Raw genomic sequence first — 25,685 nt, 5'->3', positions numbered from 1 at the left:
GTTGAGTTCTCAAGGAACGGACGCTTCCTTTGTACTCACCCGAGAGACTCTCTCAGGCTTTCCTCCGGGCAGTTTCCCTTCGGTCTTGCGTTTCCAACTCTACCAGATCCGTTTTCCGTTCCGTTTCCGGTTCGGAATTTATTTCCGGTGGCCGTTGGGGGCCTTTGCCTTTCGGCTGCCTTTCGGCGTGTCCACTACGTTAGCGGATTTCCCTTGAGCCTCATAATCGAGTCCCGCGGATTCGAATTCGGACATGCAGGCACGCCGAATAAGCCCCCGCTGAGGGGAAGTCGTAGGTAGTGGTTTGGCCGCTTTCGGCTGCTGGCAGATTGCCGTAACCGGGTCAAGCGGCTCGGGCTACATTACGGATCCCCCAGGGGCGAGTCAAGTTGAACGGCGGCGTGGCGTGTGCGGCCGATACGGGCTCACCGTTGGGTCGTTGACGGTCCAGTAGCGCCAGGGGTGGACGCCTCCTTCGCCGGCCACGCCCGTGCGCGGACCGTTCCGTACCTGGTCGCGTGGCGTGGGGGTGCCGGCGAGGATCGCGAGCGGGGAGTCCGGGGAGGCGCAGACGTCTGTGCCGTTCAGTGCGCGGTCCACATCCAGGGCCGTGGCCAGGCGTGCCGGGCCTTTGGCCAGTTCCTTGTCGTTGCGGGCCGATAGTCGACGTTTACGCGCGAGGTCGGCGCCCTTCGTGATCTCGCCGGCGCGGAGCAGGACTCCGCTCGCGGTGCCTTCCGGGCCGCACACCAGGTTGAGGCAGTGCCACATGCCGTAGGTGAAGTAGACGTACGCGTGTCCGGGCGGACCGAACATCACGTCGTTGCGGGCGGTGCGGGAGCGGTACGCGTGGGAGCCGGGGTCGTTCGGGCCGTCGTAGGCCTCCACCTCTGTCAGGCGTAGCTCGATCGGGCCTTCCGCGGTGTTGCGGACGAGGACGCGCCCGAGGAGATCGGGAGCGACCTCCAGTACGGGCCGGTCGAAGAACTCCCGTGGGAGGGGCGTACGGTCAGGGGCCGCGATCATGGCGGACGAGCGTAGTCGAACGGAGTAGTGACGGAGAAGTGCGGCCAATCGGCGTGGACGGGTAGCCCTCGGGCTTCGTTGCTTGCCAGGGTGAGCCGCGCGGAACCGGTCACCGGTCTATCGCGTTGGTAGAGATCAAGGATCGCGACAGGAAGACACGGGCCACGGGTGTGGCACGGGGAGGAGTGGAGTCATGGGGTTCAAGCGGCTGCTGGCGAGTCTCGGTGCGGGTGGTGCGTCGGTCGAGACGGTGCTGACCGAGGCCAATGTGGTGCCGGGTGGCGTCGTCCAGGGTGAGGTGCGGATCCAGGGCGGGTCCGTGGACCAGGACATCGAAGGTCTGTCGGTCGGTCTGCAGGCGCGCGTCGAGGTCGAGGGCGCCGACCAGGAGACCAAGCAGGACATCGAGTTCACGAAGCTGCGCCTCGGCGGGGCGTTCCAGCTGCAGGCGAACGCGGTGCACGCGGTGCCGTTCGGGCTCGAGATCCCGTGGGAGACGCCGGTCACGACGATCGACGGGCAGCAGCTGCGCGGCATGAACATCGGTGTGACGACGGAGCTGGAGATCGCGCGCGCCGTGGACTCCGGTGACCTCGACCCGATCAATGTGCACCCGCTGCCGTCGCAGCAGGCGATCCTGGACGCGTTCATCGGGCTGGGCTTCCGGTTCAAGAGCGCCGACATGGAGCGCGGGCACATCCGGGGGACGCGGCAGAAGCTGCCGTTCTACCAGGAGATCGAGTTCTTCCCGCCGCAGCAGTACCGCGGGCTCAACCAGGTCGAGCTGAGCTTCGTGGCGGACGACCGCGAGATGGACGTCGTCCTGGAGATGGACAAGAAGCCGGGGCTCTTCAGCGAGAGCAGTGACACGTTCCGGTCGTTCGTCGTCGGGCACAACGACTTCCAGGGGACGGACTGGTCGGCGTATCTGCACCAGTGGCTGTCCGAGGTCGGCAGCAAGCGCAACTGGTTCTGACCCGGTGCGGTTGGCCGGTGGCGGCGCTGTCCGCCGCCGGCCGGCCCGGGCATAGGCTCGGCACCGAGAGTTTTCGCCGATCAGGAGGTGCCGACGTGACCGACCTCAAGAGGCCGCCGCTTCCCCATGACTTCCATCCGCAGGTGCCGTCGTTCACGGTGGTGAGCGAGGACTTCGAGCCGGGCGCCGTCCTCAAGGACGCTCAGGTGTACGCGGCCGGGAACACCTCGCCGCAGCTGCGGTGGGAGGGCTTCCCCGCCGGGACGAAGAGCTTCGCGGTGACGTGTTTCGATCCGGACGCCCCTACGGGCAGTGGTTTTTGGCACTGGACCGTGTTCGACATCCCGGTTTCGGTGACCGAGCTGGCGGCCGGTGCGGGCACCGGCAAGTTCGAGGGGCTGCCCGCCGGTGCGGTGCAGGTGCGCAACGACTACGGGACGAAGGACTTCGGGGGCGCCGCGCCGCCGCCCGGTGACCCGGCCCACCGTTACGTCTTCACCGTGTACGCGGTGGATCAGGAGAAGCTGGGTCCCGACTCGGACGCCTCGCCGGCTGTCGTCGGGTTCAACCTGCGCTTTCACGCGCTCGCGCGTGCGCAGGTGATCGCTGAGTACGCGGCTTCCGCGGACAGCTAGCGTTCATCGTCTGTTTGCCCGGCCCCGGTCATGGAAGTGATCGGGGACGGGCATTTTTATTGCGTTGTCCATCTCGGCGCGCCCGGCCAGAGTTGATCCAAGCCCGCCATGGGGGTGGGCCGGGGACGTACGGGAGGTGGGCGAGATGCGGGACACGCTGGTACTGAACGCCAGCTTCGAGCCGTTGTCGACGGTGACGCTCAACCGGGCCGTCGTGCTGGTGCTGCAGGACAAGGCCGTCGTCGAGCAGGCCCACCCCGGACTCCGTGTGCGTGCGGCCGCCGTGGACATACCGGTGCCGCAGGTGATCAGGCTCTGCAGATATGTACGGGTGCCTTTCCGAAGACGAGCGCCGTGGTCGAGGCGGGGTGTGCTGGTGCGTGACCAGCACCGGTGCGCGTACTGCGGGCGGCGGGCGACGACTGTGGACCACGTGGTGCCTCGGTCGCGCGGTGGTGCGGACTCCTGGCTGAACACGGTCGCCTCGTGCGCGGAGGACAACCACCGCAAGGCGGACCGGACTCCGGAGCAGGCGGGGATGCCGCTGCTGCGGGAGCCGTTCGAGCCCACGCCGGCCGACGCGATGCTGCTGACGCTCGGGCAGTCCGAGCGGGAGGCGCTGCCGGCTTGGCTGGCGCGTTCGGCGGCGTAGCCCGGGACGCGGTGACGCACGGAAAAGCCCGCCTCGGGGTGCCGGGGCGGGCTTCTTCGTGTGCGGAGCGGGTCAGTCGGCTCAGTCGATGGGAGGCTGTTCGCGGCGCTCGGCGCCCGCGGGGGCCGAACCGCCGCCCAGCGGGCCGAAGTTGCCCATGGCGCCGGAGAGTCCCTTGAGTGCGTCGCCGATCTCGCTGGGCACGATCCAGAGCTTGTTGGCGTCGCCCTCGGCGATCTTCGGGAGCATCTGGAGGTACTGGTAGGCGAGGAGCTTCTGGTCGGCGTCGCCGGCGTGGATGGACTCGAAGACCGTACGGATGGCCTGGGCCTCGCCCTCCGCGCGCAGGGCGGCGGCCTTGGCCTCACCTTCGGCGCGCAGGATCGCGGACTGCTTCTCACCTTCGGCGGTGAGGATCTGCGACTGGCGGATACCTTCGGCGGTGAGGATCGCGGCGCGCTTGTCGCGGTCGGCGCGCATCTGCTTCTCCATCGAGTCCTGGATGGAGGTGGGCGGTTCGATCGCCTTGAGTTCGACGCGATTGACGCGGATGCCCCACTTGCCGGTGGCCTCGTCGAGGACGCCGCGCAGGGCCGCGTTGATCTCCTCGCGGGAGGTCAGGGTCCGCTCGAGGTCCATGCCGCCGATGATGTTGCGCAGGGTGGTGACGGTGAGCTGCTCGATGGCCTGGATGTAGCTGGCGACCTCGTAGGTCGCGGCGCGGGCATCGGTCACCTGGTAGTAGATGACGGTGTCGATGTTCACGACCAGGTTGTCCTGGGTGATCACCGGCTGGGGCGGGAAGGGCACGACCTGTTCGCGCAGGTCGATCCGGTTGCGGATCGAGTCGATGAACGGGACGACGATGTTCAGGCCCGCGTTCAGTGTGCGGGTGTAGCGGCCGAAGCGTTCGACGATCGCCGCGCTTGCCTGCGGGATGACTTGAATGGTCTTGATCAGGGCGATGAAGACCAGCACCACCAGAATGATCAGGACGATGATGATCGCTGACATCGCGTCTCCCGTGCCCTTCGTGCCGTCGTCGTTCCGGCGGGTCCCGCCGGAAGATCTTGAGGATCTTGCTGGTCGAGTCTGTCAGAACGGGCCCTGCAGCGTGGGGAGTTCAGGCCACCTCCCCGATCAGATCACCATGATCACACAACGATCGCGGTGGCTCCCTCGATGTCGACGACGTCGACCTGGCGGCCCGGCTCGTAGCTCTCGGAATCGTCGAGTGAGCGGGCGGACCAGATCTCTCCGGCCAGTTTGATGCGGCCACCGCTGCCGTCGACGCGTTCGACGACGACGGCCTGTTTGCCCTTCAGGGCATCGACTCCGGTGGCGAGCACGGGTCGCTGGGCGCTGTGGCGGGCCGCGATGGGCCGTACGACGGCGATGAGCGCGACCGAGACCGCGGCGAAGACAAGGACCTGCATCACCATCCCGCCCCCGAGGCCGGCGGTCACGGCGCCCGCGACGGCGCCGGCGGAGAGCATGCCGAATTCGGGCATCGCGGTGATGACGAGGGGAATGCCGAGCGCGGCCGCCCCGATCAGCCACCACACCCATGCGTCGATGTCTGCCACATGGTCATGGTAGGACCGGGGTCACCTCCGGGGACAGGGTGCCCTGGGGGCGGCCCGCACCGGTTCAGCCCAGCGGGAGACCCTGCGCGCTCCAGCGCTCGCCGCGCTGCTCGACGACGAGCGGGAGGCCGAAGCAGAGGGAGAGGTTGCGGGAGGTCAGCTCCAGCTCCAGGGGGCCCGCGGCGAGGACCTTGCCCTGGCGGATCATGAGGACGTGGGTGAAGCCGGGGGCGATCTCCTCGACGTGGTGCGTGACCATGATCATCGAGGGGGCGACCGGGTCGCGGGCGAGGCGGCCGAGGCGGCGTACGAGGTCCTCGCGGCCGCCGAGATCGAGACCGGCGGCGGGCTCGTCGAGGAGGAGGAGCTCGGGGTCGGTCATCAGGGCGCGGGCGATCAGGGTGCGCTTGCGCTCGCCCTCGGAGAGCGTGCCGAACTTGCGGTCCAGGAAGTCGCTCATACCGAGGCGGTCGAGGAACGCGCGGGCGCGCTGCTCGTCGACGTCCTCGTAATCCTCGTGCCAGCCGGCGGTCATGCCGTACGCGGCAGTGAGGACGGTCTGCAGGACGGTCTGGCGCTTGGGGAGCTTCTCGGCGAGCGCGATGCCGGCGATACCGATGCGCGGGCGCAGCTCGAAGACGTCGGTGCCGGGCTTGCCGAGGGTCTCACCGAGGACCGTGGTGGTGCCCTGGCTGGGGAAAAGGTAGCTGGAGGCGACGTTCAGGAGGGTCGTCTTGCCGGCGCCGTTCGGGCCGAGGATGACCCAGCGCTCACCTTCCTTGACCGACCAGGAGACCTGGTCCACCAGAGCCCGGCCCTCGCGGACCACGGATACGTCCACCAGCTCCAGTACATCGCTCATGAGCGCGTTGTCTCCCATTGCAGTCTCGGCAGTCGCGTGCGTCTTGTGGACGCATCCCCCAAGGGAAAACCTACGCCACCGGTCGACCGGTCCAATCCATCGGCCGGTCTTTAGGGTGGACCCCATGCTTTCGGAACCACGCTCAGGTCGGCTGGCCTCATGGGGAAATGCCCTTTTGGCCGGGTTTGTTGCTCCTGATGACGCCGCGCTCGCCATAGTCGGCGAGGACGCGGTGCACCGGGTGGAGGGGATGCCCGGCGAGTCGGCGCCGGTGGGGCTGACACTCGCCCTGGGGCGGCTGCGCACGCTGGGGGCGACGGGGCTGCGGGTGGCGCTGCCCGCGCCCGGCCATCCGCTGGGCCTGAGCGGCCCTCCCGAGTTCAACGCGCGCGCCCTCGACGCGGAGGAGGCCGTCGTGTGCCAGGGGGTCGCGCTCGGGCTCGTGCCCGAGGTGTACGAGGCCGGGCCCGCCGGCGACGTCCATGTCGACGTCCTGTGGCACTGCCTTCCCGTGCGGGAGGCGCCCCCTGCGGATGTGCCCTCGCTCGGTGAGGCCGAGCGGGAGCTCGCGGAGGCGCTGCGGGACGCGACGGCCGTGCTCTCGCGGCTCGACGTGGCCGGGTCGGGGCCGGTGGCCGAGGCGGCGGTGGACGCGTACCGGGCGCGGGCGGAGCGGGGGCGCGAGGTCCTCGCGCCGGGTTATCCGCCGCGCGCGGTAAGGGTGTTGGAGCTGGCGCAGCGCGTCGGGCTGCTGATCTCGGTGGCGTACGAGAGCGGGCACGGCGGGGCCATGAGTGCCTCGGAGATGGCGGCGCGGTCGGAGGCGCTGCGTCCGGTGGAGCGGACGGCCCGTCGGGCGCAGGTCGCGGCGTACAACGCGTTCGTGGAGGAGCGGGAGCGCGGGGGGCGGTGAGGTGGCGGTGCGCGTCGGGACGGGGCGCAGAGCGTCGGTGCGCGGGAGCCGGATGCGCGCCGGGGCGCCTGAGCCGGGGACGCCGGAGCGCGCCGGGGCCCGGTAGTGGCGTAACGCGAGCGTGAGTTGGGGGTGCCGCAGCGCAGGCCGCTCCGTAGTCGCGCAACTCGCCGGGAAGGCCCCGCGGATCCGTGTCCGTGGGGCCCTTCCTGCGGGGTGTGTCCTTTGTTCTCGGAGGTGTTACCGCACGTCGGGTTCAGCAGGCCGATCACGTTGACGCTGTTTCCGGTGGCGTTGACCGGGACGTCACACGCTGTGCAAAGGGCAGGCCGGGCGGATGACACGGGCGGGTCGGCGCCGCGCACCTACGGATCAACTGGCCCCGGCGGGCCGGAAACGGGACCGGCCCCCGGGGGGTACCCGGGGGCCGGTGGTCACTGGTGGACCTGAGACGTACGTCAGTGGTTGACGCCGAGGTTGCCGAAGGCCGGGTTGAGCAGACCGATGACGTTCACGGTGTTGCCGACGACGTTGACCGGGACGTGGATCGGAGCCTGGATCACGTTCCCGGAGACGACGCCCGGCGAGTGCACGGCCTGGCCGTCCGCGTGCGCGTCGGTGGCGGAGGCCATACCGGCACCGGCGGCGACGAGCCCACCGGCAACCATCGATACGGCCGCGACCCTCTTCAGCTTCTTCACTTCTTGACCCTCCTAGGCGATCACTGCGACGAGCCGCCGCAGCACGCACTGGAGAACGCCGGAGCCTCACGCAGGATGCGCCATCCGGGGGACATACACACGACAGTATGAATCTCAGCCCGGTACGGAACCATTCGAATTGCCGTCCCCCTCGTCCGGCCCGGCAGAGCCGCACACCGTCCCTCAGCCGCGGCGCGGTTCAGCCGGCCGCCCCATGGCGTACGGCCCACAGGGCGGCCTGGGTGCGGTCCGCCAGGTCGAGCTTCATCAGGATGTTGGACACATGGGTCTTGACCGTCTTCTCGGAGAGGACGAGGGCGCGGGCGATCTCGCGGTTCGAGCGGCCGTCCGCGATCAGGCCGAGCACCTCGCGCTCCCGCTCGGTCAGGGAATTGCCTCTCCCCTGCCCGCCATTGGTCTCCTCCTGCGAGAGCAGGGCGCCGGCCACCTCCGGCTGGAGCAGCACATGTCCGGCGTGCACCGAGCGGATGGCGCCGGCCAGGGCGTCCGGGTCGACGTCCTTGTAGACATACCCGGCGGCGCCCGCGCGCAGGGCGGGGACCACGGTGCGCTGCTCGGTGAAGCTGGTGACGATGAGCACGCGCGCGGGGTTGGCGAGCTCGCGCAGCTTGCGCAGGGCCTCCACGCCGTCCATGACGGGCATCTTGACGTCCATCAGGACGACGTCGGGCTTCAGCTCCTCGGTGAGGGCGACGCCCTCGGCACCGTCGGACGCCTCCCCCACGACCTCGATGTCGTCCTGGACCTCGAGGAACGTGCGCAGCCCCCGGCGGACGACCTGGTGGTCGTCGACCAGCAGCACCCGGATCCTGTTGTCAGCCACCGGGGACCTCCATCTCGATCGTGGTGCCCTTGCCGGGCTCCGATTCCACCGTCAGACGGCCGCCGACGCCACTGGACCGGTCGCGCATCGAGACCAGGCCGAGGTGGCGTCCCGCGTGCCGGACCGCGTGGGGTTCGAAGCCGCTGCCGTCGTCGGTGACGCGCAGGACGGCCCCGGGGCCTCGCTTGTCGAGCGTCACGCCGACGTGCTCGGCGCCCGAGTGGCGCAGCGCGTTGTGCAGCGCCTCTTGGGCGACGCGGAGCACGGCCTCCTCCTGGGCGGCGGGCAGGGCACGGATGCCGCCGCAGTCGAAGGTGACGTGGGCCGAGTGGGCCCGGTCGAGGACCTGGATCTGCGTGCGCAGCGTGGCGATCAGTCCGTCCTCGTCGAGCGCTGCGGGGCGCAACTCGACCACCGCGGCGCGCAGTTCGTCGGCGGCTTCGGCGGCCAGCTCGGCCACGTGCTGCAACTCGCCCTTGGCGCGCGACGGGTCGCGGTCGACGAGGGCCGCGGCGGCCTGGGCGGTCAGGCGCAGGGAGAAGAGCTTCTGGCTCACGGCGTCGTGCAGTTCATGGGCGAGGCGCGAGCGCTCCTCGGCGATGGTGAGCTCGCGGCTGCGCTCGTACAGGCGGGCGTTCGTCAGGGCGATGGCCGCGTGCTGGGCGAGGATCGTCAGCAGTTCCTCGTCCTCCAGGGTGAAGCCACAGCCCCCTTGCGGCTTCGGGCACTTCTTGTTGGCGAGGAAGAGGGCGCCGATGACCTCGTCCCCGTCACGGATGGGCAGGCCGAGGAAGTCGGACATCTCGGGGTGTGCGGACGGCCAGCCCTCGAAGCGCGGGTCCTCGCGCACGTCTCCCAGGCGCTCGGTCTTCGCCTCGCGCAGCATCGCGGCGAGGATGCCGTGCTGACGCGGGAGCGGGCCGATGGCCTTCCACTGCGCGTCGCTCACGCCGTCGACGACGAACTGGGCGAAGCCTCCGTGGTCGTCCGGCACTCCGAGGGCCGCGTACTCGGCGTCGAGCAGCTCGCGGGCCGAAGCGACGATCGTCTTGAGGACGTCGCGCACCTCGAGGTGTCTGCTCATGGCCAGCAGCGCGGAACTCACCGCGGAGAGGCCGGATCGTGGGCCGTGACTCATGACCTCAAGGTACCGGCGGGGTGTGACAGCGCGTATCGGGCCCGCGGCGGCCGCCTTCTGGTCCGGTGGACGTAGGGCGAAGGGCCCTCGTGAGGTGCGGCCCGCGGACGAGGCGCCCGGGGCAGGTGGGTTCCTACGTTGGAGGCGGATCGAAGCATGTAGGCGACAGGGCGGCCCGACGGGCCCGAGGGGACGGATGTCATGCCGGTGGCGATCATCACGGGGGCTTCGAAGGGGCTCGGCCGCGCGCTCGCCGTGGCTCTCGCGCGGCGCGGCTGGGATCTGGTGCTCGACGCCAGGTCCGGGGCGGTACTGCGGGAGGCCGCGGACGAGGCGGGGAAGTACGGGACGAGGGTGGAGGCGCTGCCCGGGGATGTCACGGACACGGCGCACCGCGCGGAGCTGGTGGCGGCGGCGCGCGGTCTCGGGGGTCTCGATCTGCTGGTGAACAACGCGAGCGCGCTGGGGGCCGAGCCGCTGGTGCGTCTTGACGCACTGCCGATGGAGGGGCTGCGGCGTGCCCTCGAGGTCAATGTCGTGGCGGCACTCGGTCTGGTGCAGGAGGCGCTGCCGCTGCTGCGGGGGTCGGCCGGGGGCGCGGTCGTGTCGGTGAGCTCGGACGCGTCGGCGGAGGCGTACGAGACGTGGGGCGGTTACGGCGCTTCGAAGGCCGCGCTCGACCAGCTGTCCGCGGTCCTCGCGGTGGAGGAGCCGGGGCTGCGGGTGTGGGCGGTGGATCCGGGCGACATGCGCACGGATCTCTATCGGGCGGCGGCCCCCCTCGACGACGACTCTGACCGGCCGCTGCCGGAGACGGTGGTGCCGGCGTTCCTGCGGCTGCTCGACGAACGGCCGGACAGCGGGCGGTATGCCGCCCCCTCTCTTCTTCTGGAGGCGCGGTGACGGTCTCGGTGCGGGTGCCGAAGGAGCTGTCGGCCCGGGTGCCGGCGGAGCAGCGTGGGCCCGGCCTGGACCGGGACGCGGTGCGGCTGCTCGTTACGCGCGGCACGGACGTCACGCACCGGGACTTCGCCGAGCTGCCGGGAGAGCTGCGGGCCGGGGATCTGCTCGTGGTCAATACGTCGCCGACGCTGGCCGCGGCGGCCGACGGGCGGATCGGGCACGCGCGCGTGGTGGTGCACTTCTCCACGCGTGGCGATGACGGTCGCTGGGCCGTCGAGTTGCGGGATCCGGACGGGCATGGCACCACGCGCCCGCGTGCGGGCGGTCCGAAGGGGACAGTGGCTGTGCTCCCCGGGGGCGTACGTCTCATCTGGGAGGAGCCGCTGGCCGGCGGCGGGGCGCGGTTGTGGTGGGTGAGGGTCGCGGGGGACGTGTCCGCGCTGCTGCTGCGCCACGGCAGACCCATCCGCTACTCCTATACGGAGCGCGATCAGCCGCTCTCCGTCTATCAGACGGTGTTCGCGCTGCCGTACGCCGACGGGGCGGGCAGTGCGGAGATGCCGAGTGCGGCGCGTCCGTTCACGGCGCGGCTCGTGGCGGAGCTGGTCAGCAGAGGGGTGCAGTTCGCGCCGATCACGCTGCATACGGGGGTGGCGTCGGCGGAGTCGCACGAGCCGCCGTATCCGGAGCGGTTCGAGGTGCCGCAGGCGTCGGCGCGGCTGATCAACGCGGCGAGGGCCGGGGGCGGGCGGGTGGTGGCGGTCGGTACGACGGCCGTCCGGGCCGTCGAGTCGGCCGCGGGGCCGGACGGGGTGGTGCGGGCGGCCTCGGGCTGGACGGACCTCGTGGTGACGCCCGAGCGGGGGGTGCGGGTGGTGGACGGGCTCCTCACGGGGCTGCACGAGCCTGAGGCCTCACATCTGCTGATGTTGGAGGCCGTAGCAGGATCTGAGGCAATAACCCGTACATATGCGGAAGCATTGGGACATTTTTACCTGTGGCATGAGTTCGGAGACCTCAACCTCATACTTGCCGATGAATCCGGTTACGTAGCGCGTTGCAATGGCAACGCTTGGTGAGTTCGTAACGTGCCCGATGTGAGCCCGCGCATAGGACCCACGTCACGTACGAAGGCGGCTAGGAATCAGCTGTGGGCGGAGACACCGGGGCAGGAGGGGCGAAACGGACCTCAACGGGGGGCCTGATCCACTACCTGGCTTCGTACGTCACATGATTGCCACGCAATTTTGCGGCCGCTAACAATGGCTCTCGTTGCTCGACAGCGTGGGCCGCTACCCACAGCGTTCATGTCCGAAACATGAACGGTCCTGCTTTGGACCGGTGAGCGACTTCCCCGATTCGAAGAGGTCCTCCATGTCCAAGCTCAGCTTCTCCGGTCATAGTCCCCTGACGAAGACCCACAAGTACTCGATCGCCGGTATCGCCACCCTCGGCGCCGCTGCCCTCGCGTTCACGCTGGTGCCGGGCAACTCCACCGCGGAGGCCGAGACGATATCGGCGGCTCCCGTCGCCTTCGAGGCGGCCGCCGGCAAGCCCCAGATCAAGGACGTGCACGCCAGCGTCACCAACCAGATGGCCACCGCCGACCAGCAGGCCAAGAGCGCGGCCGCCAAGCTGAAGGCCGCGCAGAGCGCCCCGGCCAAGGCCGACGCAGCCGCAAAGATCAAGGCCGCGGCCGCCGCCAAGGCGAAGGCCGAGAAGGACCGTGCCGTCAGGGAGGCCGCCAGCCGCGCCGCCGCCCGCAAGCCCGTCTACGCGAACAACCTGGACGGCTGGATCCGCGAGTCCCTGGCCATCATGAAGTCCAAGGGCATCCCCGGTTCCTACGAGGGCCTGCACCGCAACATCATCCGCGAGTCCTCCGGTAACCCGAAGGCGATCAACAACTGGGACATCAACGCGATCAACGGCATCCCCTCGAAAGGTCTGCTGCAGGTCATCCCCCCGACCTTCACCGCGTACCACGTCCCCGGCACCTCGTGGAACATCTACGACCCGGTCGCCAACATCACCGCCGCCGCCAACTACGCCGCGGACAAGTACGGCTCGATGGACAACGTGAACAGCGCTTACTGAGACTCTCCCTGGACCTCAGGGTCTTCGTGAACGCCGAAGGGCGGCACCCCGTGCGGGGTGCCGCCCTTCATCCGTGCGCGGGTCACGCTACTTGCGCATGACCTCGGGCTCGTGGCGGCGCAGCAGGCGCGCGACCGCGAAGCCGCAGATGACACCGAGCGCGATCAGGATCGCGAGGTTGATGCCCCACTGGCTCACCGAGTGCTCCCACAGCGGGTCCAGGTCGTTCGGGTGCGCCTGGTCCCACGGCGGCATGAGGTGCGCGAGGTCCAGCGTCGAGCCGGCGCCGGCGATGGCCCAGCGCGACGGCATCAGCCAGGCGAACTGCTCCAGGCCCGGCGAGCCGTACACCTGGAACAGGATGCCGGTGAAGACGACCTGGACGATCGCGAACATGACCAGGAGCGGCATCGTCTTCTCGGCGGTCTTCACCAGCGAGGAGATGACCAGGCCGAACATCATCGACGTGAAGCCCAGCGCGATGATCACGATGCACAGCTCGACGGCCGGCGGCATCATCAGACCCTCGGCCGGCAGGTCGCGCGGGACGAAGCCGATGGCGCAGATGATCACGCCCTGGATGGCCGTGACGACGCCGAGGACGATCACCTTGGACATCAGGTACGCCGAGCGGGACAGGCCGGTGGCCCGCTCCCGTTCGTAGATGACGCGTTCCTTGATCAGCTCACGTACGGAGTTGGCCGCGCCCGAGAAGCACATGCCGACCGCGAGGATCAGCATGATCGTGCCGGCGTCCCCGTTGAACCGGGACGGCGGCTTGGGCGGGCCCAGGCCGAAGTCGGCCGGGATCACCGTGCTGACGATGCCGAGGACCGCCGGCAGGATCACCATCAGGCCCAGGAAGCCCTTGTCGGACGCGATCACCGACGTGTAGCGGCGGATCAGGGTCCACAGCTGCGAGCCCCAGCCCTGCGGCTTGGGCGGCTTCATCGCCTGCGGTGGCGGCATGTGTACGGACTGTGCGGCGACGGCGTCGATGTCCGCGGCGTACATCTGGTAGTGCTGCGAGCCCTTCCAGCGGCCCGCCCAGTCGTAGTCGCGGTAGTTCTCGAAGGCGGAGAAGACATCGGCCCACGTGCCGTAGCCGAAGAAGTTCAGGGCCTCCTCGGGCGGACCGAAGTACGCCACCGAACCGCCCGGCGCCATCACCAGGAGCTTGTCGCAGATCGCCAGCTCGGCGACCGAGTGCGTGACGACGAGGACCGTGCGGCCGTCGTCGGCGAGGCCGCGCAGGAGCTGCATGACGTCGCGGTCCATGCCCGGGTCGAGGCCGGAGGTCGGCTCGTCCAGGAAGATCAGCGACGGCTTGGTGAGCAGCTCCAGGGCGACGGAGACGCGCTTGCGCTGGCCACCGGAGAGGGAGGTGACCTTCTTCTCCTTGTGGATGTCCAGCTTCAGCTCGCGCAGCACCTCGTCGATGCGCTGCTCGCGCTCCTGCTCGCTGGTGTCCGAGGGGAAGCGCAGCTTGGCCGCGTACTTGAGGGCCTTCTTGACGGAGAGTTCCTTGTGCAGGATGTCGTCCTGCGGGACCAGACCGATGCGCTGACGCAGCTCGGCGAACTGCTTGTACAGATTCCGGTTGTCGTAGAGCACGTCGCCCTTGTTGGCGGGCCGGTAGCCGGTGAGCGCCTTGAGCAGGGTGGACTTGCCGGAACCCGAGGGGCCGATGACCGCGATGAGCGACTTCTCCGGGACGCCGAAGGAGACGTCCTTGAGGATGTCCTTGCCGCCGTCGACCGTCACCGTCAGATGACGGGCGGAGAAGGAGACCTCACCGGTGTCGACGAACTCCTCGAGACGGTCGCCGACGAGGCGGAACGTCGAGTGGCCGACGCCGACGATGTCGTTCGGGCCGAGCAGCGCGGAGCCGCCCTTGGCGATCGGCATACCGTTGACGTACGTGCCGTTGTGCGAGCCGAGGTCGCGGATCTCGTAGCGGCCGTCGGGCGTCGCGTGGAACTCGGCGTGCAGGCGCGAGACCTGGAGGTCGGAGACCACCAGTTCGTTCTCGAGCGCACGGCCGATCCGCATGACACGGCCGAGGGCCAGCTGGTGGAACGTGGTGGGGCTGCGGTCTCCGTAGACCGGCGGAGCCCCCGCGACACCGCCGGGCCCCTGCTGGGGCGGGATGTTCTGCGCCTGCTGCGGCTGCGGCCAGCTCTGCTGGGCGGGCACCTGCTGCTGCGGCGGCGCGTTGTGCGCCCAGCCGGGGTCGCCACCCTGCGGCGCGGTGTGCGGCTGCTGGGCCGGTACCTGCTGCGGGTGGGCCTGCTGCTGGGCCTGCTGCGCCGCGGGCACGGCCGCGCCGGAGGCGCCGCCCGAGAGGTTGACCCGCGGACCGTCCGTCGCGTTGCCGAGGTGCAGCGTCGAGCCCGGGCCGATCTCCATCTGATGGATCCGCCGGCCCTGTACGAACGTGCCGTTGGTGGAGCCGTGGTCCTCGATGACCCAACTCCGGCCGCCCCAGCTGATCGTGGCGTGTCGCCAGGACACCCTGGCATCGTCGATCGCGATGTCCCCCTGCGGATCACGTCCGAGGGTGTATGGCCTGGACGGGTCGAGCGTCCAGGTCCTTCCATTCAATTCCAGTACGAGTTCCGGCACTCCATGCCCCACTGAGTTGTCCCCCGAGCTAGCCCCCATCTTGGGGAGTCTAGGGATGTCGAACTTCGTGGGGAACTATTTCAGGCGGAGCCCCCTGACCGAAAGTCGGGCCTTGCGGCGGGCGTTGTGAAGACCGTCCACGCGCCTACGCGCCCGCCCCGTTGACGGCGCAGAAACAGCCCCGGAGAGTGGTAAGCACCCACAAGTACCTACGGATCATGCGCGAATGGGACATCCGATACATCACTGTACGGATCGGGGGCCCTGATGGAGACCGTTGTGCGGCGGAGCGGGCGCGAGGGCGTGCACTGGGGCGACGTACTGCTCTCCGCGGTCGCCTCCGTGAGCTGGGCGTTCATCGGGATGGCGGCGGTCGCCGCGGCAGGCCTGCATCTGCTCGGTGCGGATTCCGCGGGCCCGCTCGGCCCGATGACGGCCGCTGTGGTGGCACTTGGGGCGGGTGGGAAAGTCACACCGTCGGGAGACGTCTCAGCCTTCGGACTGGAGGGCGCGCAGGCCCACACCGCGATCGACATCGCGCCGCTCGGCGTGGGCCTCACGGGCGCACTGCTGCTCGGCTGGCTCTTCCTGCGTTCCTTGCGCGGGGCGGGAGTTGAGGTCACCCCGGCCGAACTCGCGGCGCGCGTGGGGAGCGTGGTCGCACTGTTTCTGGCGATGCTCGCAGGGCTCGCCTGGGCGGGTCACGACCTCATCACGATTGACGGCGGGAAGCTCGGGCTCGACCGGATACCGGACGGGGATCTGCCGGGCGGCATCAAGGACAGGCTGCCGGGCGGCCTCGACCTCGGAGGGCTCCTGCCGGATCACATCGGCGGCCTCGTGGACGCGAAGGCGACCGTCGGGTTCACCGTCGAGACCGGGGCCTCACTGCTGGGCGGCGCCGCGTGGGTGATCGGCGTCCTGCTGATCGCGCTGCTCGCGTCGCGACGCACTCCGCTCCCGCGCTCCCTGGACGCGGTGCACCGGGTGGTGCGTCCCGCTGCTTCTTCGCTGGTCACGGTGTTACTGGTAGCTGTCGCCGCGGGGCTCGCGGCGGCGGCGTACGCGGTGATCGGCGACGACCATCCGCGGCGGATCGTGGGCGCCGCGCTGCTCGGGGCGCCCAACGGGGTGTGGCTCGGCATTCCCCTCGGCCTCTTCGTCCCCTGGGACGGCAAGGCGACGGGCGCACTCGCGCAGGCCCTCCCCCATCCGGTCGGCGAGCTGCTGCGGATGCGCGCGAACGAGCCGGTGACCCTGGGCCGTCTTGCCGAACTGGACGGCAGGGTATGGCTGTTGGCCTTCGCGACGGTTCTGATGATGGTGTTCGCGGGCGTGCTGACCGCCGTACGGACACCTGCGGTGGCCGGCGGGCCCGGGTCGCCGCCGATGGGGGTCGTCGGCTTCGCCGGGAGGTGCGCGCTGCGGCTCGGGGCCGTCACGGCGGTCGGCCTGCCGCTGCTCGTGCGGCTGACGGACGTTTCGGCGGACGCCTCGCTGTCCGTGCTCGGCTTCGACGCCTTCGGGGCCGGGATCGAGCTGCACGGACATCTCGGCACGGCGCTGTTGCTCGGGGCCGCTTGGGGAGCGGGGGCGGGAGCGGTGGGGGCGCTGCTCGCTCACGGGGCGGGGGCGGCGGGTCGACGAGCCGCTCCGGCCGCGCTGGGCGGGGGCGGCGTGGAGCCGGAGGGGCGGTTGGAGGACGGGGCGCCGAGGGACGGGGCCGTCCGGCCCGTCCCGTCCGTCCCGCCTCAGGAGGCAGGGCCGTATCGGCCGAGCACTCCGTACCGGGGGTCGCCGGACGGGACCAACCCGTATCTGAAGCCGCCGGACGAACGGGCGGGCGACCGGTCGGGGAACAGGTCGAGCGATCGGTCGCGGGACCGGTCGGATGATCGGTCGCGGGACCGGCAGGATGATCTGCCGGACGATCTGTACGGGGCGCCGACGATGGTGGGGCCGGTCAGGCCCCCGGTGCCGCCTCGTCCGCGGGGGCGGCCCGGGTCCGGCAAGGGCGGATGGCCCGTGCCGCCACCGCCTCCTCCCCCACCACCGCTTCCGCACTCGCCGCCGCCGTCGCCGCCGCGATCGCAGTCGTCGTCAGAGGAAGAAGGGCCGCCACCACCCCGGAGGGGCCCGCGCGGCTGAGCCGGGTGGGAGAGCGGCGGACGGCGAACCGGCCGGTCGGAATGCGCGTCTCAGATGTCCGCCACGCGGACCACCGCCGCGCCGCGCAACCCGGGCCGGATAACGTGGGACCACCATGAGTGCTTCGCAGCCCCGCCACCCCGCTGATGTCCCGGTCACCGTTCCGGACGACGTCCCGACGCTCCTCGTCAAGATATTCGGCAAGGACCGCCCCGGCATCACCGCCGGGCTCTTCGACACCCTCGCCGCCTACTCCGTCGATGTCGTCGACATCGAGCAGGTCGTCACCCGGGGACGCATCGTGCTGTGCGCCCTGGTGACGGAGCCGCCCCCCGGTCTCGAGGGCGATCTGCGGTCCACCGTCCACAGCTGGGCGGAGTCCATGCGGATGCAGGCCGAGATCATCTCGGGCATCGGCGACAACCGTCCGCGCGGGCTCGGCCGCTCCCTCGTCACCGTGCTCGGTCACCCGCTGACCGCGGAGACGACGGCCGCCATCGCCGCCAGGATCACCGGTACCGGCGGCAACATCGACCGTATCTTCCGGCTCGCGAAGTACCCCGTCACCGCAGTCGAGTTCGCCGTTTCCGGCGCCGAGACCGAGCCCCTGCGCACCGCGCTCGCGACGGAGTCGGCGGCGCTCGGCGTCGATGTCGCGGTCGTCGCGGCCGGGCTGCACCGGCGCGCCCAGCGCCTCGTCGTGATGGACGTCGACTCGACCCTCATCCAGGACGAGGTCATCGAGCTCTTCGCGGCGCACGCGGGCTGCGAGGACAAGGTCGCCGAGGTCACCGCGTCGGCGATGCGCGGCGAGCTGGACTTCGAGCAGTCGCTGCACGCGCGGGTCGCGCTGCTCGCCGGGCTCGACGCGTCGGTCGTCGACAAGGTCCGCGCCGAGGTGCGGCTCACGCCCGGCGCGCGGACCCTGATCCGCACGCTGAAGCGGCTCGGCTATCAAGTGGGTGTCGTCTCGGGCGGGTTCACCCAGGTCACGGACGATCTGCAGGACCGGCTCGGGCTCGACTTCGCCCAGGCCAACACCCTGGAGATCGTCGACGGCAAGCTGACCGGCCGGGTCACCGGCGAGATCGTGGACCGCGCGGGCAAGGCCCGGCTGCTGCGCCGGTTCGCGGCGGAGGCCGGGGTACCGCTCGCACAGACCGTGGCGATCGGCGACGGCGCCAACGACCTGGACATGCTGAACGCGGCGGGGCTCGGCGTCGCCTTCAACGCGAAGCCCGTGGTCCGCGAGGCCGCGCACACCGCGGTGAACGTGCCGTTCCTGGACACCGTCCTCTACCTCCTCGGCATCACCCGTGAAGAGGTCGAGGCGGCGGACGCCCACGACGACTGAGTCCGGTCGACGCGGACAGTCACTGAGGCGGCGGGCCCCGGTACCCATGCGGTGCCGGGGCCCGTCGGCGTATCAGAGTCCGGTCGCCGGCCGACGGGTCACTTGGACGGTGCCCAGTAGTCGATGAGGGTGGCGGTGCCCGGTTCGAGGGACTTCCAGGAGCCGGTGAAGGACAGGACCGCGAAGGCGGAGGTCGGGAAGCCGCGCCGGGCCATCCGCTCCCCCGCGTCGCCCTCGGCCTGGCCGGAGAGAATCTCGACGAGGCCCTGGATCCCAGGGTTGTGGCCGACCAGCACCGCGCTCCGCACGTCGTCCGGGGCCTCGTTCAGCACGGCGATGAGCTCACCGGGCGAGGCCTCGTAGATCCGCTCCTCGTACACCGTCCTGGGCCGGTGGGGCAGCTCGTGGACGGCGAGCTTCCACGTCTCGCGGGTCCTCGCGGCGGTCGAGCAGAGGGCCAGGTCGAGGTCGATACCGGAGTCGGCGAGCTTGCGACCGGCGACGGGCGCGTCCTTTCGGCCCCTCTCGGCGAGCGGCCTCTCGTGGTCGGAGACCTGGGGCCAGTCCGCCTTCGCATGCCGGAAAAGGACAATCCTGCGGGGTTCTGCGACGCTCATGAGTCCCAGCTTCGCATGAAACCGGCCACGGGGCGCAGGGAGTTGACGCGCTCGACCGGCACGGGTGACGCGCCCGTGCGGGCTGCTCACGGGGCCGCGTGCAGCACCGCCTGCTGGATGCGGTCGAGGAGCCGGCCGACCGCCGGGTCGCCTGTCGCGGCGTGCGCGTCGGCCGGGTTGATTATCAGGAGCAGGAGCACGGCGAAGGTGATCGCGGGCAGGGCGATCGCCCACCACGGGAGCCTGACGTCGACGCCGCCCGCTGGGGCCGGGTGGGGCCGGGAGTGCGTAGGGGCCGACATGACGCCTCCGGGATCTTCGAGATGCTGGATGCCGTGATCCGCGGTGCTCGCGGCCACATCTCGAATTTACGGAAGGTCAGGCACTCAACCCATCCGGTGATCCACCCAGTTGACCCTGACACTGACCCCCTAGGGGTTGGTGGTGCCAGCACCACCGACACCGAGTGAGAACAGGCCCGGGACCGCTGTCACGGTGAGGCGACGACCGCGATGGCGGCCATGATCACGGTGAGGCGATCGAGGCGATGACCGCGATGACTACGGTGATGGCCAGCATCGAGCCGAGCACGATGAGGAGCTTCTTCTGGCCGTTCTGGGGGTTCGGCTCGAGCACAGGCGACATGCGGTCAGTCTCGCACCCTTTGCCCCGGCTCGCGGAGCCGGGGTGAGCCATGGGCCGAGGTCAGACCGCCGCGGCCGAAGCGGCCTCGTCCTCGACCGTACGGTTGCGTCCCGCGATGACGCCCACCACGATCTGGGGCACCATCAGCGCCGCCATGAGCGCGATCGGGACGCCCCAGCCGCCGCTGTGCTGGTAGAGCACACCGACGAGGAGCGGGCCGGGGATGGAGATCAGATAGCCGGTGCTCTGGGCGAAGGCGGAGAGCTTGGCGACGCCCGTGCCGGTCCGCGCCCGCATGCCGACCATCGTCAGGGCGAGCGGGAAGGCGCAGTTGGAGATGCCGAGGAGGACGGCCCACGCCCAGGCGCCGCCGGCCGGGGCGAAGTAGAGGCCCGCGTAACCGGCGAGGCCGCACACACCGAGGGCGATCACGATGGGGCCCTGGCTGGGCAGGCGCGTGGCGAGGCGTGGGATGACGAAGGCGAGCGGTACGCCCATCGCCATGGTGACGGCGAGCAGCACGCCCGCGGTGCCCGCGGAGACGCCGGCGTCGCGGAAGATCTGCGCCATCCAGCCCATGGTGATGTAGGCCGCGGTGGCCTGGAGGCCGAAGAAGACGGCGAGCGCCCAGGCGGTGCGGCTGCGGGTGATGCGCAGGCCGTCGTCCCGCTGCGGGGTGCCGGCGGTGGCGCCGCCCTCGGTGCCCCGTTCGCGTGCGAGCGGGATCCACGGGACGACGGCGGCCACGGCGAGCGCGGCCCAGAGGGCGAGTCCGGTCTTCCAGCTGCCGCCGATCGCGTCCGTCACGGGCACGGTCACGGCCGCCGCGAGGGAGGTGCCGAGTGCGAGAGCCATCGAGTAGAGGCCGGTCATGGAGCCCACGCGGTCGGGGAACCAGCGCTTGACGATCACCGGCATGAGGACGTTGCTGACCGCGATGCCCATGAGGGCGAGGGCACTGGCGACGAGGAAGCCGACGGTGCTGCCGGTGAACGGGCGGATGACCAGACCGGCGGCGATCGCGGCCATGCCGGCGCACACCACGGCACCGGGGCCGAAGCGGCGGGCGAGCCGGGGCGCCATCACTCCGAAGATCGCGAAACAGAGCGGGGGTACGGAGGTGAGGAGGCCGGCGACGCTGCCGCTCATACCGAGCCCGTCGCGCACCTCTTCGAGGAGGGCGCCGAGGCTGGTGATGGCGGGGCGCAGGTTCAGAGCCGCGAGGACGATGCCCACGATCATCAGGCGCACGGCCCACGCGCGCGTGGGGGCTGTTTTCGCTTCGGGTGCGCTCTCACTGCGTATCGGGGTCTGCGTCATCGTCGGGGTTTCCTCACTGGCCATGACCCCATCTTAGAATCATGGGATGATTGGGTGTCCAATCGGTTTGCGTCACACTTGGCGCTAGGCACCGCCCGCGCCCGTTCCCTGCCCGCCCCAGTCATCGAACCAAGGACCGTCATGCCGCTGACCTCCCCCAGGCGCTCGGCTCTCTCCGAACAGGTCATCGCCGGACTGCGCGCCCAGATCTCGTCGGGCGAGTGGCCGGTGGGATCCCGCATCCCGACCGAGCCCGAGCTGGTCGAGCAGCTCGGAGTCGCGCGCAACACGGTGCGCGAGGCCGTGCGCGCGCTCGCCCACAACGGCCTGCTCGACATCCGGCAGGGCTCGGGCACGTACGTCGTCGCCACCAGCGAGCTGGCGGGCGTAATGCAGCGCAGGTTCGCCGACGCCGACCCCCGGCACATCGCCGAGCTGCGCTCGACCCTGGAGTCCAGCGCCGCGAGCCTCGCCGCGCAGCGCCGTACGGAGCGCGATCTCAAGCAGCTCGACGCGCTGATGGTGCGCCGGGAGGACGCGTGGGCGTCGGGCGACGCCGAGGCGTTCGTGGCGGCCGACGCGACCTTCCACCTGGCGGTCGTGGCCGCGTCCCACAACGACGTGATGACAGCGATGTACGCGGACCTCGGCGAGGTCCTGCGGGACGTCCTGCGTGTGGACGTGGGCGAGGAGCTGAGGCCCGAGAACCATATGGACCACACGGGTCTGCTCGACGCGATCCGCGTGGGCGACGCGGAGGCCGCCGCGGCTCAGGCGGCGCGCTACCCGTTCCTGTGCCTGCCGGGCCAGCCCGCCGCTCACTGAGCAGAAGCCCGGGCCGGGACCCAGCGCTCAGCCGCCGACCTTGGCGTGGCTGATCCAGGCCGAGCGGACCTCTTTCCAGCACCGGCCGGTGAGCCGCACGGTCTCGGCGGCCTCGGCCGGGACCTGCCCGCCGTCGCTGTCTATGTCCCACCAGCGCTCGCACTCGACATGGAGGCTGACCGCGTCGGTCGCCGGATACGGGTTGTGGCAGTACGCCGTCACGTCCGAACCGGCGACGGTCACCCGGCAGTCCGCTCCGAAGGGCTCGGTCCTGCGGTCGTCCCCGCTGTCGGGCACGCGCGCGTGGGGCGCGGTCCGGACCGGGTGGGAAGCGGCGTCGTAGGGCACCGCGAAGAGGAGTACGAGGGCTGCGAGTACCGGGGTACCACGCTGGGGAAGGCGCACAAGGGGACCTCCTCGGCCGTACGGGAGAGGGGGAACGAACGCCTTCTCAGCCTGCGTGCTCACCCGTCGCGCCCGCCCGGCCAGTGGGCCGAACGGGTGACGCCCCGCCCCCCGCGCGCTGCGGGGAACGGGGCGTCGGCCACGTACGGGTGATCAGGCGCCGATCGCGTGCAGACCGCCGTCGACGTGGATGATCTCGCCGGTGGTCTTCGGGAACCAGTCGCTCAGGAGGGCGACGATGCCCTTGCCGGCCGGCTCCGGGTCCTTGAGGTCCCACTCCAGCGGAGCGCGGTCGTCCCAGACGGCGGCCAGCTCGCCGAAGCCCGGGATGGACTTGGCGGCCATGGAGCCGATCGGGCCGGCCGAGATGAGGTTCGAGCGGACGTTCTGCTTGCCGAGGTCACGCGCGAGGTACCGGTTGGTGGCCTCGAGGGCGGCCTTGGCCGGGCCCATCCAGTCGTACTGCGGCCAGGCGTACTGGGCGTCGAAGGTGAGGCCGACGACCGAGCCGCCGTTCTGCATCAGCGGCAGGCAGGCCATGGTCAGCGACTTCAGGGAGAAGGCGGAGACGTGCATGGCCGTGGCGACCGACTCGAACGGGGTGTTGAGGAAGTTGCCGCCGAGGGCGTCCTGCGGCGCGAAGCCGATGGAGTGAACGACGCCGTCGAGGCCGCCGAGCTCCTCGCCGACGACCTCGGCGAGGCGGCCGAGGTGCTCGTCGTTGGTGACGTCGAGCTCGATGACCTTCGTGGGCTTGGGGAGCTTCTTGGCGATGCGCTCGGTCAGCGTGGGCCGCGGGAAGGCGGTGAGGATGATCTCCGCGCCCTGCTCCTGGGCCAGCTTCGCGGCGTGGAAGGCGATGGAGGACTCCATCAGCACACCGGTGATCAGGACGCGCTTGCCCTCGAGAATTCCGCTCATGGTGATCAGTGACCCATGCCCAATCCGCCGTCAACGGGAATGACGGCTCCAGTGATGTACGAGGCGTCGTCCGAGGCGAGGAACCGCACCGTCGCGGCGATCTCCTCGGGCTGCGCGTAGCGGCCGAGCGGCACCTGCTTCACGATGCCCTCGCGCTGATCGTCGGTGAGCGCCTTGGTCATGTCGGTGTCGACGAAACCGGGCGCGACGACGTTGAAGGTGAGGTTGCGCGACCCGAGCTCACGGGCGAGGGAGCGCGCGAAACCGACCAGACCCGCCTTCGACGCGGCGTAGTTCGCCTGGCCCGCGGAGCCGAGGAGGCCGACCACGGAGGAGATGAGCACGACGCGGCCCTTCTTGGCTCGCAGCATGCCGCGGTTGGCGCGCTTCACGACGCGGAAGGTGCCGGTGAGGTTGGTGTCGAGGACCGACGTGAAGTCGTCCTCGGACATGCGCATGAGGAGCTGGTCCTTGGTGACGCCGGCGTTGGCCACGAGGACCTCGACGGGACCGTGCTTCTCCTCGATCTCCTTGTAGGCCTGCTCCACCTGTTCGCTGTCGGTGATGTCGCACTTGACGGCGAGGAAGCCGGCCTTCTCCAGCTCGGCGGCGTCGCCCGAGCGGTACGTGATCGCGACGTTGTCGCCGGCGTCGGCGAATGCACGGGCGATGGCGAGGCCGATGCCCCGGTTTCCTCCGGTGACGAGAACCGAGCGGCTCAACGGATCACCCTTTCCATAGCGGTCTGGTACCTCGAAAACCTATCGGTACCGCCCTGGATACGGAGAATCGACCACCGACAGTGGCGCAGGAGACTCGCTGTCGGGTCCCTACAGAAAAGTGTGGCCGCGGGGGCCGCCGACGCGACATGATCGGGGCCGGCCGGTGCCCGCACCCGGGAGCGGCCGGTGTCCGAGGCTCCTGACGGCGCTCACGACAGCGTCTCCGACAGCAGGGAGAACATCCGTGCCCCATTCGATCGATGAAGCCTTCACGGCGCTGCCGCTGCGGGCCCTCGCCGATGCCGCGCTGGCCCGCGCGCGGGCTCTCGGCGCCGACCATGCGGACTTCCGCCTGGAGCGGGTGCGCAGCGCGGAGCGGCGGCTGCGGGACGCGCGGCCCGCGGGCTCGTCGGACACCACGGACCTGGGGTACGCCGTACGGGTCGTGCACGGCGGCACGTGGGGCTTCGCGTCGGGCGTGGATCTGACGATGGACGCGGCCGCGAAGGTGGCGTCGCAGGCCGTCGCGATGGCGAAGCTGTCGGCGCAGGTGATCAAGGCCGCGGGTTCGGACGAGAGCGTGGAGCTGGCCGCCGAGCCGGTGCACGAGGACCGGACGTGGGTGTCCTCGTACGAGATCGATCCGTTCCGCGTGCCGGACGAGGAGCAGGCCGGGCTGCTCGCCGACTGGAGTGCGCGGCTGCTCGGGGCGGACGGCGTCGACCATGTGGACGCCTCGCTCCTCACCGTGCACGAGAACAAGTTCTACGCCGACACGGCGGGGACGGTGACGACGCAGCAGCGCGTCCGGCTGCATCCGCAGCTGACGGCCGTCGCCGTGGACGCCACGAGCGGCGAGTTCGACTCGACGAGGACCCTCGCCCCGCCGGTGGGCCGCGGCTGGGAGTACCTCACCGGGACCGGCTGGGACTGGGACCGCGAGCTGGCCGAGATCCCGGAGCTGCTCGCCGAGAAGATGCGGGCGCCCAGCGTCGAGGCGGGCCTGTACGACCTCGTGGTCGACCCGTCCAATCTGTGGCTGACCATCCACGAGTCGATCGGCCACGCGACCGAGCTGGACCGTGCGCTCGGCTACGAGGCGGCCTACGCGGGCACCTCCTTCGCCACGTTCGACCAGCTCGGGAAGCTCAAGTACGGCTCCGAGATCATGAACGTGACGGGTGACCGCACCGCCGAGCACGGCCTCGCGACCATCGGGTACGACGACGAGGGCGTGGCCGGGCAGTCCTGGGACCTGGTCAGGGACGGGACGCTCGTCGGCTATCAGCTGGACCGCCGTATCGCGAAGCTGACGGGCTTCGACCGGTCGAACGGGTGCGCCTACGCGGACTCCCCCGGTCATGTGCCCGTCCAGCGCATGGCGAACGTGTCGCTGCAGCCGGACCCGGGCGGCCTGTCGACCGAGGACCTGATCGGGGGCGTCGACCGCGGGATCTACGTCGTCGGCGACCGGTCCTGGTCGATCGACATGCAGCGCTACAACTTCCAGTTCACGGGGCAGCGGTTCTACCGCATCGAGAACGGACGGCTCGCCGGACAGCTGCGCGATGTCGCCTACCAGGCCACGACCACCGACTTCTGGGGTTCGATGGCGGCGGTCGGCGGCCCGCAGACATACGTGCTGGGCGGCGCGTTCAACTGCGGAAAGGCCCAGCCGGGGCAGGTCGCGGCGGTGTCGCACGGCTGCCCGTCCGCCCTCTTCAAGGGCGTGAACATTCTGAACACCACGCAGGAGGCCGGACGGTGAGC

General features: G+C 70.3%; 26 protein-coding genes and 1 pseudogene. 11 read left to right on the top strand and 16 right to left on the bottom strand.

Translation table 11 applies throughout. From position 1 onward, the window contains the following. Positions 1–384 precede the first annotated feature (384 nt). Positions 385–1,026, bottom strand: a complete 642-nt coding sequence (locus ACZ67T_RS07750) for a DNA-3-methyladenine glycosylase (RefSeq protein WP_469982237.1) — start codon at positions 1,024–1,026, stop codon at positions 385–387. Between the two features lie 193 nt (positions 1,027–1,219). Here ACZ67T_RS07750 and ACZ67T_RS07745 point away from each other — a divergent pair, with 193 nt between their 5' ends. From ACZ67T_RS07745 to ACZ67T_RS07735, 3 genes are all read left to right on the top strand, one after another. Next, positions 1,220–2,002 carry a sporulation protein gene (locus tag ACZ67T_RS07745; protein WP_469982235.1) on the top strand — a complete coding sequence of 261 codons (783 nt, stop codon included), beginning with the start codon at positions 1,220–1,222 and terminating at the stop codon, positions 2,000–2,002. Between the two features lie 95 nt (positions 2,003–2,097). Then, complete coding sequence (locus ACZ67T_RS07740) at positions 2,098–2,637, top strand: YbhB/YbcL family Raf kinase inhibitor-like protein (protein ID WP_469982233.1); 540 nt, start codon at positions 2,098–2,100, stop codon at positions 2,635–2,637. Between the two features lie 145 nt (positions 2,638–2,782). Then, positions 2,783–3,289 carry an HNH endonuclease gene (locus tag ACZ67T_RS07735; protein ID WP_469982231.1) on the top strand — a complete coding sequence of 169 codons (507 nt, stop codon included), beginning with the start codon at positions 2,783–2,785 and terminating at the stop codon, positions 3,287–3,289. 81 nt (positions 3,290–3,370) lie between these two features. Here ACZ67T_RS07735 and ACZ67T_RS07730 read toward each other — a convergent pair whose 3' ends face one another. From ACZ67T_RS07730 to ACZ67T_RS07720, 3 genes are all read right to left on the bottom strand, one after another. Beyond that, on the bottom strand, positions 3,371–4,303 hold the full coding sequence (locus tag ACZ67T_RS07730) for an SPFH domain-containing protein (protein WP_469982229.1): 933 nt from the start codon (positions 4,301–4,303) through the stop codon (positions 3,371–3,373). A 140-nt stretch (positions 4,304–4,443) separates the two neighbouring features. Further along, complete coding sequence (locus ACZ67T_RS07725; RefSeq protein ID WP_469982227.1) at positions 4,444–4,875, bottom strand: NfeD family protein; 432 nt, start codon at positions 4,873–4,875, stop codon at positions 4,444–4,446. 64 nt (positions 4,876–4,939) lie between these two features. Then, positions 4,940–5,737 (bottom strand): ABC transporter ATP-binding protein, encoded by a 798-nt coding sequence (locus ACZ67T_RS07720; protein ID WP_469982225.1) that lies wholly within the window; start codon positions 5,735–5,737, stop codon positions 4,940–4,942. Between the two features lie 124 nt (positions 5,738–5,861). Between ACZ67T_RS07720 and ACZ67T_RS07715 the strand changes: the two genes are divergently transcribed. After that, a complete protein-coding gene (locus tag ACZ67T_RS07715; RefSeq protein ID WP_469982223.1) occupies positions 5,862–6,650 on the top strand; it encodes a hypothetical protein in 789 nt (262 codons plus the stop codon). 239 nt (positions 6,651–6,889) lie between these two features. Here the strand turns inward: ACZ67T_RS07715 and ACZ67T_RS07710 are convergent. The 4 genes and pseudogenes from ACZ67T_RS07710 to ACZ67T_RS07695 all read right to left on the bottom strand — a co-directional run. Then, positions 6,890–6,994 (bottom strand): annotated as a pseudogene (locus ACZ67T_RS07710) (chaplin family protein); the annotation flags it as partial. A gap of 114 nt (positions 6,995–7,108) precedes the next feature. Then, positions 7,109–7,351: a chaplin gene (locus ACZ67T_RS07705; protein ID WP_266668995.1), complete on the bottom strand. Its 243-nt coding sequence runs from the start codon at positions 7,349–7,351 to the stop codon at positions 7,109–7,111. A 199-nt stretch (positions 7,352–7,550) separates the two neighbouring features. Beyond that, positions 7,551–8,195, bottom strand: coding sequence for a response regulator (locus ACZ67T_RS07700; RefSeq protein WP_100592532.1), 645 nt, complete (start codon positions 8,193–8,195; stop codon positions 7,551–7,553). Continuing rightward, a complete protein-coding gene (locus ACZ67T_RS07695) occupies positions 8,188–9,333 on the bottom strand; it encodes a GAF domain-containing sensor histidine kinase (RefSeq protein WP_469982221.1) in 1,146 nt (381 codons plus the stop codon). Before ACZ67T_RS07695 ends, ACZ67T_RS07700 begins: the two co-directional genes overlap by 8 nt. 201 nt (positions 9,334–9,534) lie before the next feature. On the opposite strand from ACZ67T_RS07695, the gene ACZ67T_RS07690 reads away from it, so the two are divergent. From ACZ67T_RS07690 to ACZ67T_RS07680, 3 genes are all read left to right on the top strand, one after another. Continuing rightward, the gene (locus tag ACZ67T_RS07690; protein ID WP_469982220.1) at positions 9,535–10,236 is read left to right on the top strand and encodes an SDR family NAD(P)-dependent oxidoreductase; all 702 of its coding nucleotides are present in this window, start codon (positions 9,535–9,537) and stop codon (positions 10,234–10,236) included. Next, positions 10,233–11,315: an S-adenosylmethionine:tRNA ribosyltransferase-isomerase gene (locus ACZ67T_RS07685; RefSeq protein WP_469982218.1), complete on the top strand. Its 1,083-nt coding sequence runs from the start codon at positions 10,233–10,235 to the stop codon at positions 11,313–11,315. Before ACZ67T_RS07690 ends, ACZ67T_RS07685 begins: the two co-directional genes overlap by 4 nt. A gap of 295 nt (positions 11,316–11,610) precedes the next feature. Next, on the top strand, positions 11,611–12,333 hold the full coding sequence (locus ACZ67T_RS07680; protein ID WP_469982217.1) for a transglycosylase SLT domain-containing protein: 723 nt from the start codon (positions 11,611–11,613) through the stop codon (positions 12,331–12,333). Positions 12,334–12,420: 87 nt separating this feature from the next. Here ACZ67T_RS07680 and ACZ67T_RS07675 read toward each other — a convergent pair whose 3' ends face one another. After that, positions 12,421–14,958: an ABC transporter ATP-binding protein/permease gene (locus ACZ67T_RS07675; protein ID WP_469982215.1), complete on the bottom strand. Its 2,538-nt coding sequence runs from the start codon at positions 14,956–14,958 to the stop codon at positions 12,421–12,423. A gap of 267 nt (positions 14,959–15,225) precedes the next feature. On the opposite strand from ACZ67T_RS07675, the gene ACZ67T_RS07670 reads away from it, so the two are divergent. Together ACZ67T_RS07670 and serB are read left to right on the top strand one after the other, a co-directional pair. Then, on the top strand, positions 15,226–17,106 hold the full coding sequence (locus ACZ67T_RS07670) for a streptophobe family protein (RefSeq protein ID WP_469982213.1): 1,881 nt from the start codon (positions 15,226–15,228) through the stop codon (positions 17,104–17,106). A 115-nt stretch (positions 17,107–17,221) separates the two neighbouring features. Continuing rightward, complete coding sequence (gene serB, locus ACZ67T_RS07665) at positions 17,222–18,460, top strand: phosphoserine phosphatase SerB (RefSeq protein ID WP_469982211.1); 1,239 nt, start codon at positions 17,222–17,224, stop codon at positions 18,458–18,460. A 98-nt stretch (positions 18,461–18,558) separates the two neighbouring features. Here the strand turns inward: serB and ACZ67T_RS07660 are convergent, their stop codons facing one another. From ACZ67T_RS07660 to ACZ67T_RS07645, 4 genes are all read right to left on the bottom strand, one after another. Next, positions 18,559–19,077 carry a SixA phosphatase family protein gene (locus ACZ67T_RS07660; protein WP_469982209.1) on the bottom strand — a complete coding sequence of 173 codons (519 nt, stop codon included), beginning with the start codon at positions 19,075–19,077 and terminating at the stop codon, positions 18,559–18,561. Positions 19,078–19,163: 86 nt separating this feature from the next. Continuing rightward, positions 19,164–19,379 carry a hypothetical protein gene (locus ACZ67T_RS07655; protein ID WP_469982306.1) on the bottom strand — a complete coding sequence of 72 codons (216 nt, stop codon included), beginning with the start codon at positions 19,377–19,379 and terminating at the stop codon, positions 19,164–19,166. Positions 19,380–19,602: 223 nt separating this feature from the next. Continuing rightward, positions 19,603–19,722: an SGM_5486 family transporter-associated protein gene (locus tag ACZ67T_RS07650; RefSeq protein WP_469982207.1), complete on the bottom strand. Its 120-nt coding sequence runs from the start codon at positions 19,720–19,722 to the stop codon at positions 19,603–19,605. A 60-nt stretch (positions 19,723–19,782) separates the two neighbouring features. Continuing rightward, positions 19,783–21,066 carry a CynX/NimT family MFS transporter gene (locus tag ACZ67T_RS07645; RefSeq protein WP_469982206.1) on the bottom strand — a complete coding sequence of 428 codons (1,284 nt, stop codon included), beginning with the start codon at positions 21,064–21,066 and terminating at the stop codon, positions 19,783–19,785. A gap of 117 nt (positions 21,067–21,183) precedes the next feature. Here ACZ67T_RS07645 and ACZ67T_RS07640 point away from each other — a divergent pair, with 117 nt between their 5' ends. Further along, complete coding sequence (locus tag ACZ67T_RS07640) at positions 21,184–21,867, top strand: FadR/GntR family transcriptional regulator (protein WP_469982204.1); 684 nt, start codon at positions 21,184–21,186, stop codon at positions 21,865–21,867. Between the two features lie 27 nt (positions 21,868–21,894). Here the strand turns inward: ACZ67T_RS07640 and ACZ67T_RS07635 are convergent, their stop codons facing one another. The 3 genes from ACZ67T_RS07635 to fabG form a co-directional block, all read right to left on the bottom strand. After that, on the bottom strand, positions 21,895–22,272 hold the full coding sequence (locus ACZ67T_RS07635) for a hypothetical protein (protein ID WP_469982202.1): 378 nt from the start codon (positions 22,270–22,272) through the stop codon (positions 21,895–21,897). Between the two features lie 153 nt (positions 22,273–22,425). Continuing rightward, positions 22,426–23,193 carry an enoyl-ACP reductase FabI gene (fabI, locus tag ACZ67T_RS07630; protein WP_326713693.1) on the bottom strand — a complete coding sequence of 256 codons (768 nt, stop codon included), beginning with the start codon at positions 23,191–23,193 and terminating at the stop codon, positions 22,426–22,428. Between the two features lie 5 nt (positions 23,194–23,198). Beyond that, positions 23,199–23,915: a 3-oxoacyl-[acyl-carrier-protein] reductase gene (gene fabG, locus ACZ67T_RS07625; protein ID WP_469982200.1), complete on the bottom strand. Its 717-nt coding sequence runs from the start codon at positions 23,913–23,915 to the stop codon at positions 23,199–23,201. Between the two features lie 244 nt (positions 23,916–24,159). Here fabG and ACZ67T_RS07620 point away from each other — a divergent pair, with 244 nt between their 5' ends. After that, entirely contained in the window at positions 24,160–25,683 is a 1,524-nt protein-coding gene (locus ACZ67T_RS07620) for a TldD/PmbA family protein (RefSeq protein WP_469982198.1), read from the top strand. The last annotated feature ends 2 nt before the right edge of the window (positions 25,684–25,685 follow it).

It is taken from the genome of Streptomyces sp. NPDC107517 (assembly GCF_055582645.1).
The sequence above is the reverse complement of the archived record's forward strand: the minus strand, read 5'-3'. Positions and strand labels throughout refer to the sequence as shown.

Bases quoted from the DNA above. Each gene is read 5' to 3' on its own strand.
- ACZ67T_RS07660 (WP_469982209.1), bottom strand. From the start codon at position 19,077: ATGAGCGTCGCAGAACCCCGCAGGATTGTCCTTTTCCGGCATGCGAAG.
- fabI (WP_326713693.1), bottom strand. From the start codon at position 23,193: ATGAGCGGAATTCTCGAGGGCAAGCGCGTCCTGATCACCGGTGTGCTG.
- ACZ67T_RS07730 (WP_469982229.1), bottom strand. From the start codon at position 4,303: ATGTCAGCGATCATCATCGTCCTGATCATTCTGGTGGTGCTGGTCTTC.
- ACZ67T_RS07745 (WP_469982235.1), top strand. From the start codon at position 1,220: ATGGGGTTCAAGCGGCTGCTGGCGAGTCTCGGTGCGGGTGGTGCGTCG.
- ACZ67T_RS07670 (WP_469982213.1), top strand. From the start codon at position 15,226: ATGGAGACCGTTGTGCGGCGGAGCGGGCGCGAGGGCGTGCACTGGGGC.
- ACZ67T_RS07690 (WP_469982220.1), top strand. From the start codon at position 9,535: ATGCCGGTGGCGATCATCACGGGGGCTTCGAAGGGGCTCGGCCGCGCG.
- ACZ67T_RS07650 (WP_469982207.1), bottom strand. From the start codon at position 19,722: ATGTCGCCTGTGCTCGAGCCGAACCCCCAGAACGGCCAGAAGAAGCTC.
- ACZ67T_RS07735 (WP_469982231.1), top strand. From the start codon at position 2,783: ATGCGGGACACGCTGGTACTGAACGCCAGCTTCGAGCCGTTGTCGACG.
- ACZ67T_RS07645 (WP_469982206.1), bottom strand. From the start codon at position 21,066: ATGGCCAGTGAGGAAACCCCGACGATGACGCAGACCCCGATACGCAGT.
- ACZ67T_RS07750 (WP_469982237.1), bottom strand. From the start codon at position 1,026: ATGATCGCGGCCCCTGACCGTACGCCCCTCCCACGGGAGTTCTTCGAC.
- ACZ67T_RS07720 (WP_469982225.1), bottom strand. From the start codon at position 5,737: ATGAGCGATGTACTGGAGCTGGTGGACGTATCCGTGGTCCGCGAGGGC.
- ACZ67T_RS07640 (WP_469982204.1), top strand. From the start codon at position 21,184: ATGCCGCTGACCTCCCCCAGGCGCTCGGCTCTCTCCGAACAGGTCATC.
- ACZ67T_RS07695 (WP_469982221.1), bottom strand. From the start codon at position 9,333: ATGAGTCACGGCCCACGATCCGGCCTCTCCGCGGTGAGTTCCGCGCTG.
- serB (WP_469982211.1), top strand. From the start codon at position 17,222: ATGAGTGCTTCGCAGCCCCGCCACCCCGCTGATGTCCCGGTCACCGTT.
- ACZ67T_RS07680 (WP_469982217.1), top strand. From the start codon at position 11,611: ATGTCCAAGCTCAGCTTCTCCGGTCATAGTCCCCTGACGAAGACCCAC.
- ACZ67T_RS07655 (WP_469982306.1), bottom strand. From the start codon at position 19,379: ATGTCGGCCCCTACGCACTCCCGGCCCCACCCGGCCCCAGCGGGCGGC.
- ACZ67T_RS07715 (WP_469982223.1), top strand. From the start codon at position 5,862: ATGCTTTCGGAACCACGCTCAGGTCGGCTGGCCTCATGGGGAAATGCC.